The 19,754-nt window shown below is 33.7% G+C and carries 14 protein-coding genes; 8 read left to right on the top strand and 6 right to left on the bottom strand.

Features of this window, described 5'->3' with window-relative positions; translation table 11 throughout:
- The first annotated feature begins 9 nt into the window (after positions 1–9).
- Genes ED556_RS04380 through ED556_RS04370 form a run of 3 tightly spaced genes read left to right on the top strand, consistent with a single transcriptional unit; the run spans position 10 to position 5,642 of the window.
- On the top strand, positions 10–2,934 hold the full coding sequence (locus ED556_RS04380; RefSeq protein WP_296319718.1) for a GH92 family glycosyl hydrolase: 2,925 nt from the start codon (positions 10–12) through the stop codon (positions 2,932–2,934).
- A gap of 20 nt (positions 2,935–2,954) precedes the next feature.
- A complete protein-coding gene (locus ED556_RS04375) occupies positions 2,955–4,631 on the top strand; it encodes an MFS transporter (protein WP_296319716.1) in 1,677 nt (558 codons plus the stop codon).
- 3 nt (positions 4,632–4,634) lie between these two features.
- Entirely contained in the window at positions 4,635–5,642 is a 1,008-nt protein-coding gene (locus ED556_RS04370; RefSeq protein ID WP_296319714.1) for an isoaspartyl peptidase/L-asparaginase family protein, read from the top strand.
- Here the strand turns inward: ED556_RS04370 and ED556_RS04365 are convergent.
- A complete protein-coding gene (locus ED556_RS04365; RefSeq protein ID WP_296319712.1) occupies positions 5,639–7,051 on the bottom strand; it encodes an aldehyde dehydrogenase family protein in 1,413 nt (470 codons plus the stop codon). The two genes, ED556_RS04370 and ED556_RS04365, sit on opposite strands and share 4 nt — an antisense overlap.
- Positions 7,052–7,225: 174 nt before the next feature.
- Between ED556_RS04365 and ED556_RS04360 the strand changes: the two genes are divergently transcribed.
- The gene (locus ED556_RS04360) at positions 7,226–7,483 is read left to right on the top strand and encodes a hypothetical protein (protein WP_296319710.1); all 258 of its coding nucleotides are present in this window, start codon (positions 7,226–7,228) and stop codon (positions 7,481–7,483) included.
- 68 nt (positions 7,484–7,551) lie between these two features.
- Here the strand turns inward: ED556_RS04360 and ED556_RS04355 are convergent, their stop codons facing one another.
- A complete protein-coding gene (locus ED556_RS04355) occupies positions 7,552–9,093 on the bottom strand; it encodes a ribonuclease E/G (RefSeq protein ID WP_296319708.1) in 1,542 nt (513 codons plus the stop codon).
- Between the two features lie 328 nt (positions 9,094–9,421).
- Positions 9,422–9,712 carry an HU family DNA-binding protein gene (locus ED556_RS04350; protein ID WP_296319706.1) on the bottom strand — a complete coding sequence of 97 codons (291 nt, stop codon included), beginning with the start codon at positions 9,710–9,712 and terminating at the stop codon, positions 9,422–9,424.
- A 135-nt stretch (positions 9,713–9,847) separates the two neighbouring features.
- Between ED556_RS04350 and mutY the strand changes: the two genes are divergently transcribed.
- The 4 genes from mutY (at position 9,848) to gldD (ending at position 13,344) form a co-directional block, all read left to right on the top strand.
- Entirely contained in the window at positions 9,848–10,888 is a 1,041-nt protein-coding gene (gene mutY / locus ED556_RS04345; RefSeq protein WP_296319704.1) for an A/G-specific adenine glycosylase, read from the top strand.
- 79 nt (positions 10,889–10,967) lie between these two features.
- Positions 10,968–11,417: a single-stranded DNA-binding protein gene (gene ssb, locus ED556_RS04340; RefSeq protein WP_296319702.1), complete on the top strand. Its 450-nt coding sequence runs from the start codon at positions 10,968–10,970 to the stop codon at positions 11,415–11,417.
- A gap of 24 nt (positions 11,418–11,441) precedes the next feature.
- Positions 11,442–12,752, top strand: coding sequence for a gliding motility-associated protein GldE (locus tag ED556_RS04335; protein ID WP_296319700.1), 1,311 nt, complete (start codon positions 11,442–11,444; stop codon positions 12,750–12,752).
- A 16-nt stretch (positions 12,753–12,768) separates the two neighbouring features.
- Positions 12,769–13,344: a gliding motility lipoprotein GldD gene (gene gldD, locus ED556_RS04330; protein ID WP_296319697.1), complete on the top strand. Its 576-nt coding sequence runs from the start codon at positions 12,769–12,771 to the stop codon at positions 13,342–13,344.
- Positions 13,345–13,427: 83 nt separating this feature from the next.
- On the opposite strand, the gene ED556_RS04325 is transcribed toward gldD, so the two are convergent.
- The 3 genes from ED556_RS04325 to ED556_RS04315 all read right to left on the bottom strand — a co-directional run bounded on the left by ED556_RS04325 (position 13,428) and on the right by ED556_RS04315 (position 19,742).
- On the bottom strand, positions 13,428–16,655 hold the full coding sequence (locus tag ED556_RS04325; RefSeq protein WP_296319695.1) for a TonB-dependent receptor: 3,228 nt from the start codon (positions 16,653–16,655) through the stop codon (positions 13,428–13,430).
- Between the two features lie 157 nt (positions 16,656–16,812).
- Complete coding sequence (pgi, locus tag ED556_RS04320) at positions 16,813–18,453, bottom strand: glucose-6-phosphate isomerase (RefSeq protein ID WP_296319692.1); 1,641 nt, start codon at positions 18,451–18,453, stop codon at positions 16,813–16,815.
- A gap of 2 nt (positions 18,454–18,455) precedes the next feature.
- A complete protein-coding gene (locus ED556_RS04315; protein WP_296319690.1) occupies positions 18,456–19,742 on the bottom strand; it encodes a peptidoglycan DD-metalloendopeptidase family protein in 1,287 nt (428 codons plus the stop codon).
- Between the last annotated feature and the right edge of the window lie 12 nt (positions 19,743–19,754).

The following is a 19,754-nucleotide window of genomic DNA, read 5'->3' as shown; positions in this document are numbered from 1 at the left end:
TCATTTTTGATGAACCATAGATTCGCCTCAATTTTAATCCTGATAATTTTATTTTCGAGCTGTAAGGATTCTGCAGATATCGCAGTAGCAAAAAAAGATCAGCCGCTAATTAATTATGTCAATACATTTATTGGTACTGGTGGTCATGGCCATACATATCCTGGTGCAACATTACCCTATGGTATGATGCAACTAAGCCCAGACACACGACTTGAAGGTTGGGACGGCTGCTCAGGTTATCATTACACTGACGAGTATATTTATGGATTTTCACATACGCATTTAAGCGGTACTGGTATTAGTGATTATGGGGATGTGCTTCTAATGCCAACTAATAGGCAAATTTTTAATAATGGCGCTGATGGCAAAGCTGGTTATCGTGCGCATTTTTCTCATGATAATGAAACTGCAAAGCCTGGTTATTACAAAGTACATTTAGATTCTACAGAAATAGATGTAGAATTAACTGTTTCAAAGCGAAGTGGAATTCATAAGTACGAATTTCCTTCTTCAGAAAATCAAGTTTTAATTCTCGATTTAAATCATCGTGATAAATTATTAAGTGGAAATATTTCTATGATTTCAGATACCGAAATTGTGGGTCATCGTCATTCTGAAGCTTGGGCAAAAAATCAAAAACTATTTTTCTACATAAAATCGTCGCACTCTTTAAGTGGTAGTTTTGGAAAACCGGTTCAAAAAAATAGGGAATCTATCGCCGCATATGCGTTCATTAATCCAAACAATGATCCAGTATATATTAAAGTTGGAATCTCGGCTGTGGATATTGAAGGCGCTAAGAAAAATTTGGAAGCTGAAATAGGTTCTAAAGATTTTGAAACCATAAAAAAAGAAGCGCAAGACTATTGGGAAACTCAACTTGAAAAAATTGTCATTGAAAGTGATGACTTAGATAAAAAGACCAACTTCTACACTGCATTATATCACACAATGATTGCACCTAATCGTTATCAAGATGTTGATGGACGCTATCGTGGCATGGATTTAGAAATTCATAATGCAGATTTTGATTATTACACAGTGTTTTCACTTTGGGATACCTATAGAGCAGCACATCCTTTATATACCATTATTGAGCAAGAAAAAACCAATGACTTTATTAAAACGTTTCTAGCTAAATACGATGAAGGTGGCATTATGCCAATGTGGGATTTATCAGCAAACTATACGGATTGTATGATTGGTTATCATGCGGTACCTGTAATTGCCGATGCTTATCTTAAAGGCATTAATGACTATGATACTGAAAAAGCTCTGCAAGCCATGAAACACTCTGCTACCAGAGACAAATTTGGTTTAGAGGCTTATAAAAAATATGGCTTTATTCCTGTTGATGAAGAAAGTGAATCGGTTTCAAAAACTCTTGAATACGCCTATGATGATTGGACTATTGCACAAATGGCAAAAGCCATGGGTAAGGAAAATGATTATAAAACTTATATTCAGCGCGCTCAGTATTATAAAAATGTTTTTGACCCTGAGAGCAAATTTATGCGCGGACGCTTTAGAAACACATGGTTTGCACCGTTCGACCCTTATGAAGTAAATTTTAATTACACTGAAGCCAACTCTTGGCAATATAGTTTTTATGTGCCTCAAGATATTTCTGGTTTCATAGATTTGTTAGGCGGCAAAGACAAACTTGAAGCTCAACTTGATGAATTATTTACTGCAAAAACAGAAACATCGGGTCGTAATCAAGCAGATATTACTGGACTTATTGGGCAATATGCACATGGCAATGAACCAAGCCATCACATGGCGTATCTCTATAATTTTGTGAACAAGCCTCATAAAACACAAGAGAAAGTTCATCAGATATTAACTCAGTTATATAAGAATGACCCAGATGGTGTGTCTGGAAATGAAGATTGTGGGCAGATGAGTGCATGGTATGTGTTAAGCGCCATGGGATTTTATCCCGTAACACCAGGAAGTAATGACTATATTATTGGAACACCTTTAATGAACAAAGCAACCATTAATTTAGAAAATGGTGAGTGGTTTACTATATCAGCTAACAATTTGAGCGATGCAAATAAGTATGTAGAATCTGTTAAGTTAAATGGAAAAAGCTTGGATGTTACTTATATAAAGCATGAAGATATTGTAAACGGCGGAAGTCTCGAATTTTCAATGACAGATAATCCAGCAGTTTGGGGTTCTGAAGAACGTAATGCACCAAAAACGGAAATTACAGACCATATTATTCTGCCATCACCTTATATTGAAAAAGGCGATATTACGTTTAGAGGTTCAACTGAAGTAGTTTTAAACACATCTGAAGACAATGCCAAAATTTACTATGCCTTAAACGAAGAAGAGTTTAAGCTTTATCAAAAGCCTTTTACCTTGTCTGAAGACACTAAAGTAAAACTCTATTCAGAAAAAGGCGACTTAAAAAGTCCTGTACTAGAAACACCTTTTTATAAAATCGACCCTAACTTAAGTATTAAACTTGAAAGTGAATATGCCAATCAATATTCTGCAGGCGGTAATGATGCTTTAATAGATGGTATTAGAAGTACAAAAAATTATAGAACAGGTAGCTGGCAAGGGTATTGGAATACAGATTTGATAGCTACTGTGGATTTAGGTTCAGAAAAATTTATTCAGTCTATAACAACAAACTTCCTAAGAGATCAAGGTGCTTGGATTTTTCATCCTACTGAAGTCGAGTACTTAATTTCAAAAGATGGAATAAAATTCCAATCAATTGCCAAAACCAAGCTAAATACCTCTGATAAGAATTACAATATTACAATTGAGGAAGTACATGCTAAACTTGAAGGAAAAAATGCGAGATATGTTAGAGTTATTGCGAAGAAGCTTGGTGATTTACCGGAATGGCATATTGGGTATCCTATGGATGGTAAAACTTGGATTTTTGTAGATGAAATTTCGATAAAATAAAAAACTAATAATAACTAATTATGAGTAACCAAAACAACAAATCTGCATTAACGACCTTGGTCACCGTGTTTTTCTTTTGGGGCTTTATCGCTGCATCAAATGGTGTGTTTATACCTTTCTGTAAAACCTATTTTAATATAGATCAATTTCAATCGCAATTGGTTGATTTTGCATTTTATGGTGCTTATTATCTCGGTGCTCTATTGCTATTTATCATCTCCAGTTCTATCAAAAAGGATATTGTAAATACTTGGGGATATAAAAAAGTCATTATTTACGGTTTATTACTATCTGCCATTGGTGCTTTTATAATGTATCCTGCGACCGCAGGAGCTGAACAAGGACAAACAGCTGTGTTTTATTTTGTGTTGATTGCATTGTTTATTGTTGGCCTAGGCTTTTCATTACAGCAAACAGGTGCTAATCCGTTTGCAATTGCTTTAGGTAAACCCGAAACCGGTTCGCATCGTTTGAATTTAGCTGGAGGAATTAATTCTTTTGGTACTACCATAGGGCCAATAGTAGTTGCATTAGTACTGTTTGGTACTGCAGCAGTAAGTCCGGAAGAATTGGTAAGAATGATTAAGAACAATGAAATTACATTAAGCACTGTACAATTGCTGTATCTAGGCGTAGGTGCATTGTTTTTAGTTGCTGCCGCTTTATTTCATTTTTCAAAAAAATTACCTGCATTAAAATCTGACACAGATTTTGAACCTGCTAATAAGGCAAGAAATCTATTAGTGCTTTTAACCTTGGTGATTGTTGCATGTTTTGGATACATATTTAGTACGTATTCAGGAACAACTGAAGCTACTGAAGGTATAGAAAATACGCGACTAATTTTATTATTTGTGGCTTTAGCTGCAGTCATAGTTTCAGTATTTATAGCAAATAATAGTGCCTCAAAAAACGAAAAAGGTTGGGGCGCTATGAAGTATCCCCAATTGGTTTTAGGTATGCTTGCCATATTTACCTATGTAGGCGTGGAAGTAACTATACAAAGTAATTTAGGCGAATTATTAAAAACTGTTGCTGATAAAGTGACTAATCTTAACCCGCTTGGATTACCAGTTTTAAATGATGCTGGTATTGCGCCATTTATCTCATTGTATTGGGGTGGTTTAATGATTGGCCGTTGGGTTGGAGCCATTACAGTTTTTAATCCGAGTAAAGGATTAAAAAAGGCATTACTCATTAGTGTTCCATATGTTGCGTTGGCAGTGATATTAATTGCAAATAGAGCTGGTGGAAAAAGCTTCTCTTCTAATGAGATATTGTTTTTTGCCATTTGTGTTGCCGTGCAAATCATTGGTTTCTTTTTGGCTAAAGACAATCCTGTTAGAACCTTGAAAATTTTCAGCATATTAGGTGTTTTGGGTATGCTAATTGGTTTATTTACTTCTGGTAACTTAGCCTTATTTGCATTCTTATCAGGTGGTTTATTTTGCTCAATCATGTGGCCATGTATTTTTACATTAAGTATTGCCGGTTTAGGAAAATACACATCGCAAGGTTCAGCATTTTTAATTATGATGATTTTAGGTGGTGCTATTATTCCGCCATTACAAGGAAAAATCGCGGATATCTTTAGTATTCAATCTTCATATTGGATTGCCGTTGCATGTTTTGGATATTTATTGTTCTATGCATTCAGAACAAAAACAGTTTTAGATAAACAAGGTGTAACTTATTAAGTTATGGATAGAAGAAAATTCATCAAAAACACTTCGATTACAGGAATCGCTGTTGCAAGTGGAGCAGCCATATCTGCATGCAACAGTTCAAGTGAAAATAAACCTGATGTTGTTATTACTCCTAAGTCTGTTGATAAATCAAAATTTCCAATTGCAATATGTACTTGGGGATTTGTAGATGCAAATGCTGCGGCAGGTGAAGCTTTATCTAAAAATAAAAAAGCTTTAGACGCGGCGATTGAAGGCGTTGCTGTTGAAGAAGAGAATATTAAGAATACAACTGTAGGTAAAGGTGGAGCACCAGATCGAGATGGTAATGTTACACTTGACGCTTGTGTAATGGATTCTAATGGAAATTATGGAGCAGTCTTAGCTGTAGAAAATATAACCAATGTGGCGGCTTTAGCTTGTAAAGTTATGAAAGAAACACCTCATGTTATGCTTGCCGGTAAAGGTGCTGAAGAGTTTGGCTATAGTCAAGGGTTTAAAAAAGAAAATCTACTTACAGAGGCTTCGAAAGAAGCTTTAGAAAAATGGAAAGAAACCTCTGAGTACAAACCCATAATTAATATTGAAAATCATGATACTATTGGTATGCTTTGTATTGATAAAGATGGAGATATTGCAGGTGTTTGCTCTACGTCTGGATTAGCATATAAAATGAAAGGCCGTATTGGCGATTCGGCAATAATAGGCTCAGGATTATTTGTTGACAATGCTATTGGTGCGGCTGTTGCTACTGGAATGGGTGAAGAAGTTTTAAAAACTGTTGGAAGCTTTTTAATCGTAGAATTAATGCGCCAAGGTAAATCGCCGCAAGAAGCTTGTGAAGAAGCCATACATCGTATTACTACAAAGAATGACAAGTATAAGAACTTTCAGGTTGCCTATATTGCTATAAACAAATATGGAGAAACAGGAAGTTATTGTATTCATGAAGGATTTTCAATGATGAAATATCAAAATGGGAAAAACGAAAATATAAAATCAGATTTTTACAATAAACCCTAAAACCATTTTACGGTTAACTTTGCTAATTTCTCTTTTAGGTTTGTATATGGAGGAAAAAGCAATTCAGTAATTCCATAGGTGTTTTGCTTAACAACTGAGCGTTCGTTACTAAATGCTTTAAAACCATAATATCCATGAGATTTACCTATCCCGCTATTATTAATACCACCAAATGGTAAATGGTGATTAGCATACTGTATGACATTATTATTGATACATGTACTACCAGCTCTCGTATTGGAAATAACTTTATTAGTATTTGTTCTGCTTTTACTATAGACGTAAAGTGCTAATGGTCTTTCCTTACTATTAATATATGCTATAGCATTTTCTAGTGTATCGTAAGATACTATTGGTAAAATAGGACCAAAAATTTCCTCGTGTAATAGAGAAGCATCATCTTTTAAATCAGAAATTAATGTTGGCGAAATATACTTAGTGCTTTCATCAGTTTCTGCTCCATAATGAATTGTTGCATTTTTAAGTTTAGCATCTTCTAAATGATTAGCTAATCGGTTAAAATGCTTCGAAGTTACTATCCGTCCATACGCATCTGATTGTTTTGGGTCTTTATCATAGTATTTATCCAACCAGCCTTTGCACTCTGATATAAATTTTTCTTTTACACTTTTATCGATTAAAACATAATCTGGTGATACACATATTTGCCCACAGTTCATAAACTTGCCCCACATAATCTTTTTAGCAGCAGTTTTTAAATTAGCGGTTTCGTCAATAATCGTTGGTGATTTTCCACCAAGTTCTAGCGTAACGGAAGACAAATGTTCAGATGCAGCCTTCATCACAATCTTTCCTACCATAGGAGATCCTGTAAAGAATATATGATTAAATGGTAGTTTTAGTAATTGAGTAGATGTTTCTATTTCTCCTTCAACTAGTGCAACTTCATCTTCATCAAAAACAGAAGCAACAATCTGTTTCATCAATGCAGAAGAATTTGGTGTCATTTCTGAAGGTTTAATAATTGCCGTATTACCAGCAGCTATTGCAGATACTAATGGCCCAAAAGTAAGGTTAAAAGGAAAATTCCATGGGGATATAATTAAACAAACGCCTTTAGGCTCATATTTAATGTACGACGAAGCACCTAACATAGAAAGTGGTGTTTTCACTTTTTTGTCTCTCCTCCACTTGTGTAAATTGGCTTTAGCATGCTTGATTTCGCCAATAATCTGATATACTTCGGTCATTTCAGACTCAATGGATGGTTTCCCTAAATCTTTCTTTAATGCCTCTTTTATATTGTTTCTGTAGGTAATTTCTATTGCTCGTTGAAGTGCATTCAATTTTTTAACTCTTTGATTTCTAGATGCTTTAGCTACTTTCAATTGATTGTTTTTTTGCTTTAAAAACAAATTGTAGTAAGGATTTTCGGTGTTTTTTATCATCTTTTTAGCTGAATTTAAAGGGCTACAAGCCGAAATAGTGCATTTCGTCGATGTTTTCAACAAAAGCCTTCCATTTATCTAAAAGTACTCTTGTTTGGTCTAAAATTTTAGTGATGAACTACTTCTCTGTTGTTTATTTGTACTGTTGTTAAAAATAACAAACAGCACAGATAAATGAAAAAACTAATTTTAATAGTAGCCTTTTTTTCGCTTTCAATAGCAGGATTCGCTCAGACTAATAGTTCTGAGACTGCTAATACTGAGTTAGTATCTACTAAAAAAGTGGAAGAGCTTGCTACTAGAAAAGTTAGAACCATAAAAAAAGCTAAATACTTAAAAGTAAATTACAAGAAGAGTAATGATATAATAAGTATTAAAGCTTACAGAAAAAGTCTTAAAGACAAAGTACGAAGAGAAAGTAGACTTTGCTAAGAACATAATTTAGTTTTAAATCAAAAAAGCCCGTTAGAAATTTCTAACGGGCTTTTTGCTAATAGATATTATTTGATTTTGTTACCATTTTTATCAAAAAAATGATATTCAAGATAAGTGTAAGCATCTCTTGGTAAAACTTTTACCCATTTTTTATGTTCAAAAAACCACTTTGAACGTACTGATGGAAACCCTTTGGTTAAAAAGGCTGCTATAAAAGGATGTGCGTGCAATGTCACTTTTTTATAGTCTTTTTTGTAAATCCTTTCTAATTCTTGACTCATACGTTCAACAACTTTAATTGGTGCTTCTATTTCATCACCAATGGCATTAGGATTTACTTCTTTAGTTTTTATATTACGCTCTGGCCTAACGCGTTGTCTGGTAATTTGCACTAAACCAAACTTACTCGGCGGTAATATTTTATGCTTTGCTTTATCATCTTTCATTTCTTCACGAAGATGATTATAGAGTGCTTTTCGGTTTTCTGCCTTGCCCATGTCTATAAAATCGACAACAATAATACCACCCATATCACGTAAACGTAATTGGCGTGCTATCTCTGAAGCAGAAATTAAATTAACCTCTAAAGCGGTGTCTTCTTGGTTTTTCTCTTTGTTAGAGCGGTTACCACTGTTAACATCTATAACATGCAGTGCTTCGGTATGTTCAATTACCAAATAAGCGCCTTTTGCCATAGAAACGGTGCGACCAAATGATGTTTTTATTTGACGCTCAATGCCATATTTTTCAAAAATTGGCATACCGTTTTTGTAAAACTTAACAATGGATTCCTTTTTTGGTGCAATACTATGCACATAATCTTTTACTTGGCTATATAAATCTTCATCATCAACTACAATTCCTGAGAACGAATCATTAAAAATATCTCTCAAAATTGAGGATGCTTTGTTCATTTCTCCTAAAACTTTTGTAGGATAATGCGCTTTATAAAGCTTCTTACACATTGCTGTCCATCTATTCAGCAAATTTTGTAAGTCACTATCTATTTCAGCTACTTTTTTACCTTCTGCAACCGTACGAATAATAACCCCAAATCCTTTAGGAGTTATACTCTTTACCAATCGTTTTAATCTATCTTTTTCTTCTTGTGTTTCTATTTTTTGAGAAATAGATATTCTATTAGAAAAAGGCACTAAAACAATGTATCGTCCTGCTATTGAAAGTTCTGAACTTATACGAGGACCTTTGGTTGAGATTGGCTCTTTTACAACTTGAACTAGAAGTGATTGGTTTGACTTAATAGCTTCAGCAATTTTGCCATGTTTGTCTAAATCTTTTTCAAAAGGAAAGTTTTTTAAAGAGTAATCTTTTAATTTTCCTGTGCTTACACGTTTAATGAATTTTAAAAGTGAAGGTAATTGTGGACCTAAATCATGATAGTGCAAAAATGCATCTTTTTCATAACCTACGTTTACAAACGCAGCATTAAGTCCTGGGACAACTTTACGGATTTTGGCAATAAAAATATCGCCTACCGCAAAATTATTATCCTCTTCATCTTTATGTAATTCAATAAGTTTTCCATCTTTTAATAAAGCAAAATCAACAATATCTGAGCTAGTTCTTACAATTAACTCTTTGTTCATAATGTTAATTTTAATTCCGATTATTATCGGAATGGATTTCACTTAATTAATTGACACAGGATTCCCGATATTACCGACAGCTATCGGTTCGGGATTTCCAACAAATCTATGTGTACTCTATTAAATACACTATTAGATTTTATATCAAAGAACGTTTTTTTAAAATCGAAAAAAGTAGTTACGACAACTACTTTTATCAATTTATTTTTTCTTGTGACGATTAGCGCGTCTACGTTTTTTACGCTTATGCGTCGCTACCTTGTGTCTTTTACGTTTTTTACCACTTGGCATAAATTATACTTTTTTTAGATTAATGTTTTATGTACGATTAGTTCACTTCTACCTTTGCCTTTACACCTTCTAAAAATACTTTAGCTGGTTTAAATGCTGGGATATTATGAGCTGGAATTTTTATTGTAGTATTCTTAGAAATGTTACGTCCAGTTTTTTCAGCTCTCGTTTTGATTATAAAGCTTCCAAAACCTCTTAAATATACGTTATCGCCACTTTCTAAAGACGTTTTAACTTCATCCATAAATGATTCAACTGTAGCCTGAACATCACCTTTTTCCATTCCTAACTTGTCAGAAATTTTAGCTACTAAATCTGCTTTTGTCATCTGTTTAATTATTTGTGTTATTACTATTTATAAGGGGTTGCAAATATATATAATTTAATTTCAATATTTCAAACGTAATTCATTTAAATTAAAGCTAATAAAGATTTATGTTTGTGTTCCAGAGTAAATTTTTAAATGAATTTTTCAAAAAACGTAACTAATTGGTATTCAGAAAATAAGAGAGATTTGCCTTGGCGCAAAACCAAAAACCCTTATTACATCTGGTTATCTGAAATAATTTTGCAGCAAACCCAAGTAAAACAGGGCTTACCTTATTACTTGGCCTTTGTAGATGCTTTCCCAAACGTTTTTGATCTTGCAAAAAGCAGTGAAGATAAGGTTCTAAAACTATGGCAAGGTTTAGGGTATTATTCAAGAGCTAGAAACCTTCATTATACCGCCAAATATATTGCGGACGAACTCGACGGTAAATTTCCTAATACGTATTCTGAAATTTTAAAGCTTAAGGGTGTTGGTGATTATACTGCTAGTGCAATTGCTTCCATAGCATTTAACGAACCTACTGCTGTTGTAGACGGCAACGTTTACCGTGTTTTATCTCGGTTTTTTGGAATAAATACACCTATTAACTCTACCCAAGGAATTAAGGAATTTAAGGCGCTTGCCACAAAGTTGATAGATACTAAAAGACCTGCTTTGTTTAACCAAGCAATTATGGAGTTTGGTGCTCGACAATGTAAACCAAAAAGTCCTGACTGTACTATTTGCCCAATTAATACGGGCTGTATTGCTCTTGCAAAAAATAAAATCACAGAACTACCTGTTAAACTAAAAAAGGTCAAAATCCGAAAACGGTATTTTAATTATTTAGTACTCATAGATTCTAGAAAACGAACTATTATTGAAAAACGAATTCATAAAGGTATATGGCAAAACTTATACCAGTTTCCACTTATAGAAACAAATGAGCCTCTTGACATATCAAAATTTGAAGCAGAAGTGCAAAAACTAGAACTATTAAAACGTATTGATTTTGATTTTAGCCTATATAACGAAAAAGCAATTGTACATAAACTTTCGCATCAACATTTATATACTAAGTTTTGGATAGTGGAAGTAAGTTCTGAGTTAGATTCAGATGTTATAATTTCTCAACTTAGCAACTTTCCAGTTCCCATATTAATTAGCAACTTTATTTCTGAGTTTAAATACTGAATTCAACTACCAAATTTTTATTATTTTTAATGAAAATACGTGTAATTTTGCACACTTAATTTAAATAGATAGAACGCCCATGTCAGGAACATTAAACAAAGTTATGCTTATAGGGCATTTAGGAGATGAAGTAAAGATGCATTATTTTGATGACAGAAACTGCGTTGGACGATTCCCATTAGCTACTAATGAAACATATACTAACAAACAAACTAACGAACGTGTTAGTAATACTGAGTGGCATAACATAGTTGTACGTAATAAAGCTGCTGAAATTTGCGAAAAATACCTTAGTAAAGGTGATAAGGTTTATATTGAAGGCCGAATAAAAACCAGAAAATGGACCGATGATAAAGGTACTGAACGCTACTCTACCGAGATTCAGTGTACAGATTTTACGTTTTTAACTAATAAAAACGAACAGCCTGGTAGTGTAAATCCTAGTCAGCCAAACTCCGCGAGCACAGCACCATCACAACCAGTTAATGATGTATCTCTTACAGACGATAATGATGATTTACCATTTTAGTTTAGTATAAAATTTTTAATTCTTTTGGACCCAGAACCCGGTAGTTTACTTATTTCAATTATATCTGTTAATTCATCCTTAATAATTAGCATTGTTGTATTAGTTATTTTGTTATTATGTTCTGCCTTAATATCAGGTGCTGAAGTCGCATTCTTTTCACTGACAAAAACAGATTTAGATACAGCAAGCACAGAACATGAAAAGCAGACAAATATTATTTCTACTTTATTGGAGCAACCAAAAAAGCTATTAGCCACTATACTAGTAGCTAATAACTTTATAAATATTGCCATTGTAATCCTCTTTGCGTATTTGGGAGAATTTATCTTTTCTACTATAGAGAATTCAATTGTTAGATTTCTTCTAGAAGTTGTATGTGCAACTTTTTTAATTCTTCTTTTTGGAGAGATTATTCCAAAAATCTACGCTAGTAGAAACAGTATTAAATTCTCACTGGTAATGGCAAGACCATTAAAGGTATTGGATACCGTATTTGCACCTGTGAGTTTGCCTTTACGATATATAACCACACAAATACACAATAAACTTGGAAAGCAAAAATCTAATATTAGCGTTGATCAACTTTCGCAAGCTTTAGAACTTACAAATACTGAGGATACCACTGAAGAAGAACAACAAATACTAGAAAGTATTGTCACATTTGGAAACACTGATACTAAACAGGTGATGCGACCAAGGCTAGATATTTTTGCATTAAATATAGATGCAGATTATAATGCAATTATACCGGATATAATAGACAATGGGTATTCAAGAATTCCTGTTTATGAAGAAAGCATCGATAGTGTAAAAGGTATTCTTTATGTAAAAGATTTATTACCTCATCTTCAAAAAAAATCTTTCGATTGGACAAGTATTTTGCGTGAACCTTTCTTTGTACCTGAGAATAAAAAGTTAGATGACTTAATGCAGGAATTTCAGACTAAAAAAGTTCACTTAGCTATAGTTGTTGATGAGTATGGAGGCACATCGGGCGTAGTTTCTTTAGAAGATATTATTGAAGAGATTGTAGGAGACATTAGTGACGAATATGACGTTGATGATTTAAATTTTACCAAAATTGATACTAACAACTATAGGTTTGATGGTAAAACACAGCTTAAAGATATTTATAAGATATTAGAGCTTGAAGACAACTCTAGTTTTGAATCATCTAAGGGTGAAGCTGAGACTATTGCTGGTTTTATTTTAGAACTATTTGGTGGGTTTCCAAGAGTTAATAGTAAAATAAATTTCGAAAATTACGTTTTTACTATTGAGGCTATCGAAAAGAAACGTATTAAACAGATTAAACTTACTATTAATGATATTTAAGGACTAAGTTACAATTATGAAAAAGATTCTAATTCCGATTTTTTCATTATTTCTAATAGGTTGCAATGATGACACATTACCTAAACCTAAGGCGTTTTTAAGGTTAGATTATCCTATACCAGAATACAAACGTGTATCTATTCCTGTTCCTTTTTCGTTTGACAAAAACACTTTAGCTAAGCCTATTTCTAAAATAGAGAATACCAATAACACATCTATTAGTATTGATGTGGAGTATCCTAAACTTAAAGGAACAATCTATTTAACCTATAAAAAGGTAACCACGTCAAATCTTAGAGATTTACTACGAGATGCCCAAAACTTAACTCAAAAACATACGCAAAAAGCAGACGAAATTAATAGTACTGTTTTTGAAAATAAGGATAAAGATGTGTATGGTATGTTCTATGAAGTTGGAGGTAATGCAGCTTCTCAATCACAATTTTATGCAACAGATAGCACTAATCATTTTCTAACTGGTTCGCTCTACTTTTATGCCAAACCCAACTATGACTCCATATATCCAGCAGCAATATATTTACGACAAGATATTAGACGTGTTATGGAAAGTTTAGAATGGAAAGAATTATAACAATCAAAAGTTTATTATAACGTAAAAAGCGCAACCAATGGGTCGCGCTTTTTTTATTATATAGGCTAAGTTTAACTTTCGTATTAGAAAGAATATCTTAAACCAACCTGCATCTGCCATCTTGAAGACTGAAGTCCTCTATCATCAACTCTTTCGATGTTATTGATACCTGAATCAAGAACTCTGAAAACAGGATCTGGTCCAGCAGTTACAGTTTGTAAAATTTGAACATTCTGAGAAGCAAAGTTTCTATTACCCCATTCTTTATTTATGAAGTTAGTAAAGTTGAAAATATCAAAAGTTGCTTCGAATGTGTGCTTCTTACCAAATGCATTAACTGAGAAGTTTTGAGCTAATCTTAAGTCAATTACATGACTCCATGGTCCTTGTACACCATTTCTTTCTGCATACTGACCTCTTCTACTATTTAAATAAGAATTACCACTGATAATACCATCTAAAGTCGCCCATTCATCATTTGTAGAACCACTTGAGTTAGAATCCTCTAAAGTAATTTCTGAAGCATTAGCTGGCACATAGATAAGCGCGTTATCTCTAGAGTCATCATTTAATAAATCTGCGCCATCTCTATAAGTGAATGAGTAAGGTTGAGCCTCAGCACCTTCATAGAATAAACCAATCTTTGTTTGAACATTCTCGTTCCAGTTAATGTTAAGTCCTAATGAACTCGTAATTCTGTGACCTTGGTTAAAGTCTGATCTCGTAACAGGTAAGTTAGAGTTCTTACCATTTACAGTTTGAAGGTTTCTCCATTGAGAACTATTTTGAGATGATGTACCGTCAAAAATAGCAGTAGTTTCACCATAAGAATAGTTAAGAGCACCTTCTAGGGCAAGCCAATCTGTTACATTAGTGTATGGTTTACGTAAAGAGAATGTTGTATTCCAAGAATCACCTGCTCCTGTATTAGAAGCTAACATGATACGACCATAAGTTGGGTCAACCTCATCTCTTCTGTCGTAGAATGGTCTACCGTCAGCTCCATTTAAGAAACCTACAGGTCCACCAACATTTAAGTTTTGGTAGAAAATCTCCGTGATGTTATCAATCCAGAAAGCATCTACACTCGCAATTAATCCCCAGATAGGTAATTTTTGATCTACAGCTAAGTTAACTTTAAAACGCTGAGGTAATTTAAAATCAGGAGTAAATAAATCGATGTTTCCACCTGTTCCACCAGAACCTGGAACAACATCAACAGGTTGGCTATTTACATCTGGGTTGAAGTTTACACCACCACTAATATCAAAATTAGTAGAGAATCCACCTGTTACACCATTATTATTATAAGTAGCACCAGGCCATACAAGTGGTAATCTTGAAGTAAAGATACCTAAACCACCTCTTACTTGAGTTGTTCTGTTTCCTTTAACATCCCAGTTGAAACCTAATCTTGGAGAAACGTGCGCACGAGTTCTTACACCTTTACCTACTCTAGCACCTTGTAAATCTTTACCAGCTGCTTCTAAAAGAGGTATTGTTCTATTGTTGAAGTCGTCATTAACTGTGCCATCTTCCCAAATTGGAAAATCAAATCTTAAACCAGCAGTAAATTTAAAGTTATCAGAGATTTGTACCTCATCTTGAGCATAGAACCCTAATTGAGTAGTATTAAATTCTGATGCACCTGCAGACTCATCACCTACAACACCGTTACCTACTAAAGAGTATCCGTGTTGGTAAAAATCAACGATATCATTATTAAAATCACTAACACTGTTGAATGTATAATCACCAAAGTTAAATGCGAAGAATAAGTTCTTAATCTTAGCAAATTCGTTGTGAGTACCTAAGGTAATCGTATGAGCTCCTTTGTATATCTCAAAGTTATTTGTAAATGTAAGTACGTCTTGGTCTAATAAGTTTGCAGTAGAGAAAGGCTCTGCACCAAAAGTAATTGTACCAGCACCATCATCGATATCTACAGATGGGAATGGATTTCCTAATGGATCTCTATCATCTCTAACACGTGTGTAACCTAACAACATGTTGTTACTTATGTTATTTCCTTGGTAATTCCACTCTAAAGATCCAGAAAGTGTTTTAGTATCAAAAAACTCAGAACCATTTATAAACGCAATACGAGTATCACCTGATGCTCTAGCTTCTAAATTTTCAGCAGCAGCATATCTTGTACTGAATGATAATTTGTTTTTATCATCAATGTTCCAGTCTAATTTTAAAGTAAGTTTATCACTTTCTAATGTACGTGTGTTGTTTTCGAAACCTCCAACATCATAACCGTATTGAGAAGCAATAGAACTCGCTAATGCATTAATTTCAGCTAAACTTGAATCACCTGTATAGTTACTAAAATTAAATGGTTGAGGAGTTTCATCATCTTGTCTTTCATAGTTTAAGAAGAAGAATAACTTATCTTTTATAATTGGACCACCAACTCTAAATCCATATGTCTGAGCAGTGAACTCATCCAGTTTTTCTCTTGTTTCACCTGTACCTACTAAATCAACTGGTGTTTTACCAGCTAAATCCTCATTTCTTAAAAATCCATAAACAGAACCAGACCATACATTAGAACCACTTCTAGTTACTGCACTAATTGCACCACCGGCAAAACCTGAAATCTTAACATCAAATGGTGCTAATTGTACTGTGAAAGATTCAATTGCATCCACTGAGAATGGATTAACTCCTGTCTGACCACCATTTGTACCAGAACCTGCAAGACCAAAAACGTCATTATTAACCGCACCATCAACATATATCGCATTATATCTATTATTTTGACCTGCTAAAGAAATAGAGAAACCATCGTTACCTTCTGTTAACTGAGCTTGAGGTGTGATTCTTACGAAGTCAGCAATAGATCTCGAAGTTTGAGGTAACGTTTGGATCTGTCTGTTGCTAATGTTCGTTGAAGCACCAGTTTTGTTAGAGTCAAAAATACCTGTTCTATCGGCAGTGATAACAACCTCGTCTAATACACTTGCATCTTCAGAAAGTTGTGTACTAATTCTTTCAGAATTACCTAACTGTAAGTAAACATTTTCTCTAACGAACTCTTTAAAACCTACATAGCTAATAGTCACTGTGTATGGTCCACCAGTTCTCATGTTAGAAATACGGTAATAACCGTCAAAATCTGTCGCAGCCCCATACTTACTTCCTGTAGGAGTATGAACTGCAATTACTGTAGCTCCTGGCAGAGGCTCACCTTGAGCATCTGTCACTTGCCCACCCAATGATGAAGTAGTAACACCCTGAGCAAAAGCAACTGTTGTAAATAAGAACGCAACAGTCACTAATAAAAATTGAGTAATTTTTTTCATGTTTTAATTTGTTGATTAACCATGCAAAAATACGACAACGGTAGGCTTGAATATTAACGTAATGTTAAGAAATATTAACAGTTATTCACTAATGTGAATATCTTTGATTTTTAGAGGTATTTATGAGATGTTTTTAAATTACTATTGCGAATAGTGATTATTTGTTATAAAAGTCAATTAAATTTTGAGTTGAGGAATCGTGATTGACCGTATTTGAACCTGAATTTAGCTCCTCTAAGATCGTTTTTGCTAGTTTTTTGCCTAGTTCTACACCAAATTGATCGTAACTGAAAATATTCCAAATAATACCTTGTACAAAAATCTTGTGCTCGTACATAGCAATTAATTTACCTAGACTTTCTGGCGTTAATTTTTGTATTAAAATAGAGGTTGTTGGTTTATTGCCTTCAAATATTTTAAACGGTAAAAGCATATTTATTACCTCATCCGATAGGTTGCTAGCATGTAACTCTTCTAACACTTCACGTTCGGTTTTTCCATTCATTAAGGCTTCAGTCTGGGCAAAATAATTAGACATTAGCTTATCATGATGGTCCTTATTTCCGTGCAATGAATCTACAAAACCAATAAAATCAGTAGGTATAAGTTTTGTGCCTTGATGTATTAATTGAAAAAAAGCATGTTGAGAATTAGTACCGGGTTCACCCCAAATTAAAGTTCCGGTCTGATAATCAACAGCATTTCCGTTTCTGTCAATACGTTTTCCATTACTCTCCATAATGCCTTGCTGCAAATAGGTAGCGAACTGATTTAGGTATTGGGTATACGGGATAATTGCTTCGCTTTCAGCGTTGAAAAAATTATTATACCATATAGTTAAAAGTGCAGTTATAACTGGAATATTTTTATCGAAAGTTGTGCTTTTAAAATGCTCATCCATTTTGTTTGCACCACTTAAAAGCTTCTCAAAATTATCATATCCAAGTGCTAAACTAATAGACAGACCAACGGCACTCCATAACGAAAAACGTCCGCCTACCCAATCTTTCATTGGAAAGATATTCTCCTCATCAATACCAAATTCTTTTACACTATTAATATTTGTAGATACAGCAACAAAATGATTAGCTACAGCTTGTTTTGGCATAGTCTGTAAAAACCAATCTCTAATTGAATTGGCGTTAGATAATGTTTCTTGAGTAGTAAAGGTTTTTGAAACTATAACAAAAAGTGTTGTCTCTGGGTTCAGGTTTTTTATGACCTCTTGATAATGATCACCATCTACATTACTCACAAAATGTGTTTCGAGATGATTTTTATAATATTGAAGAGAATCTACAACCATCGCTGGACCTAAATCTGAGCCGCCAATACCTATATTTACTATATCTGTAATTTGTTTACCAGAATATCCTTTATGCAGTCCATTTACAACTGAATCTGTGAAGGTTTTAATTTTGGCTTTTACTTCAAAAACCCCTGGAATTACGTCTTCAGAGCCTACAAAAATCTCTGCATCTTTAGGTGCTCTCAAAGCTGTATGCAAAACTGCTCTTCCTTCAGTCTTATTAATAATATCCCCTTCAAAATACTTAGATATTGCATCATCAAGGTTTAACTCATTGGCTAACTCTATAAGTAAAGACAAAGTCTTATTAGTAATTCTATTTTTAGAATAGTCTACATAAAAATCATCCCAAAGAACAGTAAGTTCTTCTGCTCTTTTAGGGTTGTTCTTAAAAAGTTCTTTAAGATGAATATCTTTTATATCTGAAAAGTGTGATTGTAATCTTGACCAAGCATTGGTATTGGTTGGGTTGGTTGCTTTTAATGCCATAACTATTGTATCTCTGAGATGGTTTCTTCAGTGCTGTCTTGAATTGAGTCTTCTATTAAGATTATATTATCGAGCTGTTGCTTAATTGGGACTATATATTCTAAGTATCTTGATTTTAAAGAATCTGAAATTGGCTTTGCTTCTGGTAGTTTTTGTTTAAAAGGATCTACTTGCTTACCGTTTTTCCAAAAACGATAACAAACGTGCGGTCCACCAGTATTCCCGGTCATTCCTATCCAACCAATAACATCGCCTTGTTTCACAAATTCGCCTTTCTTCACTTTTTGAGCTTTCATATGAAGGTATTGGGTTTCGTACGTTGCGTTGTGTCTTATTTTAACGTATTTACCATTTCCGCCACGTCGAGTAGATTCGGTAACTGTACCATTAGCAGTTGCTAGTATAGGTGTTCCTACTGGAGCTGCAAAATCTGTACCCTTATGCGGTCGTCTTTGATAATTATAATAAGCTATTCTCCTGTTAAGATTATACCGAGAAGATAATCTACCAAACTTTAACGGTGATTTTAGAAAGGCACGTCTTAAATTTTTAGCTTTCTCACTAAAATAATCTATAATTCCTTTGGTACTATCTGTTTCAAATTCAAAGGCATAAAACGGTTCCTTATTGTGTTCAAAGTAAGCAGCCTTTACTCTATCTACACCTGTATAAATAGAATCATCTATATACTTATCTGTATAAATCACTTTGAATCGGTCACCAGGTAACAAACGGTTAAAATCTATTGTCCAAGCATAAATTTCATCTGCCATTTTATAGGCTAATCTTTGACTTAAGCCTTTTTCTTCTAAAACAGTTGAAATACCATTGCCTGGTGTAATGACACCTGAGGCTTCTCTTTCGACATACTTTATTGGTTTTCTTCCAGAGTAAGCTTGAATACTATCTTGAAAATCGATAACAACATAGTCTTCCATGTTTGGCTGGTAAATAAAACTTTTTGGGGTTTGTAAACTGTCTTTTGCACATAGTAATGTATAGGGCTTACCTACTTGTAATCTACGAATATCAAAGCTGTCTTTTGCTTTTTCAGCAATCTGAAAAATCTGAGGGTATCCTATATGATTTCGCTCTAATATTTCGCCAAAACTATCTCCTTTTTTTATAGTATCTCGCTTTACTATATAGTTGTCTAGGTTGAAACCAAACTCTATGTGTTCCTTTTTAACTATTGCTAATTCTTCTTTTGGAGCATCTTCAATTTTTTTGTCATTACAACTGAAAAATGCTATACAAATAATAAGTCCTAATAATCTTCTTAGGTGCATTTAGTTTTAATT

Origin of the sequence: Winogradskyella sp., from assembly GCF_003712105.1 — a bacterium.
Lineage (GTDB): Bacteria > Bacteroidota > Bacteroidia > Flavobacteriales > Flavobacteriaceae > Winogradskyella.
This window is presented reverse-complemented; position numbering and strand designations above follow the sequence as displayed.

Coding starts and splice junctions, on each gene's coding strand:
- ED556_RS04380 (WP_296319718.1), top strand. CDS start 10: ATGAACCATAGATTCGCCTCAATTTTAATCCTGATAATTTTATTTTCG.
- ED556_RS04375 (WP_296319716.1), top strand. CDS start 2,955: ATGAGTAACCAAAACAACAAATCTGCATTAACGACCTTGGTCACCGTG.
- ED556_RS04370 (WP_296319714.1), top strand. CDS start 4,635: ATGGATAGAAGAAAATTCATCAAAAACACTTCGATTACAGGAATCGCT.
- ED556_RS04365 (WP_296319712.1), bottom strand. CDS start 7,051: ATGATAAAAAACACCGAAAATCCTTACTACAATTTGTTTTTAAAGCAA.
- ED556_RS04360 (WP_296319710.1), top strand. CDS start 7,226: ATGAAAAAACTAATTTTAATAGTAGCCTTTTTTTCGCTTTCAATAGCA.
- ED556_RS04355 (WP_296319708.1), bottom strand. CDS start 9,093: ATGAACAAAGAGTTAATTGTAAGAACTAGCTCAGATATTGTTGATTTT.
- ED556_RS04350 (WP_296319706.1), bottom strand. CDS start 9,712: ATGACAAAAGCAGATTTAGTAGCTAAAATTTCTGACAAGTTAGGAATG.
- mutY (WP_296319704.1), top strand. CDS start 9,848: ATGAATTTTTCAAAAAACGTAACTAATTGGTATTCAGAAAATAAGAGA.
- ssb (WP_296319702.1), top strand. CDS start 10,968: ATGTCAGGAACATTAAACAAAGTTATGCTTATAGGGCATTTAGGAGAT.
- gldD (WP_296319697.1), top strand. CDS start 12,769: ATGAAAAAGATTCTAATTCCGATTTTTTCATTATTTCTAATAGGTTGC.
- ED556_RS04325 (WP_296319695.1), bottom strand. CDS start 16,655: ATGAAAAAAATTACTCAATTTTTATTAGTGACTGTTGCGTTCTTATTT.
- pgi (WP_296319692.1), bottom strand. CDS start 18,453: ATGGCATTAAAAGCAACCAACCCAACCAATACCAATGCTTGGTCAAGA.
- ED556_RS04315 (WP_296319690.1), bottom strand. CDS start 19,742: ATGCACCTAAGAAGATTATTAGGACTTATTATTTGTATAGCATTTTTC.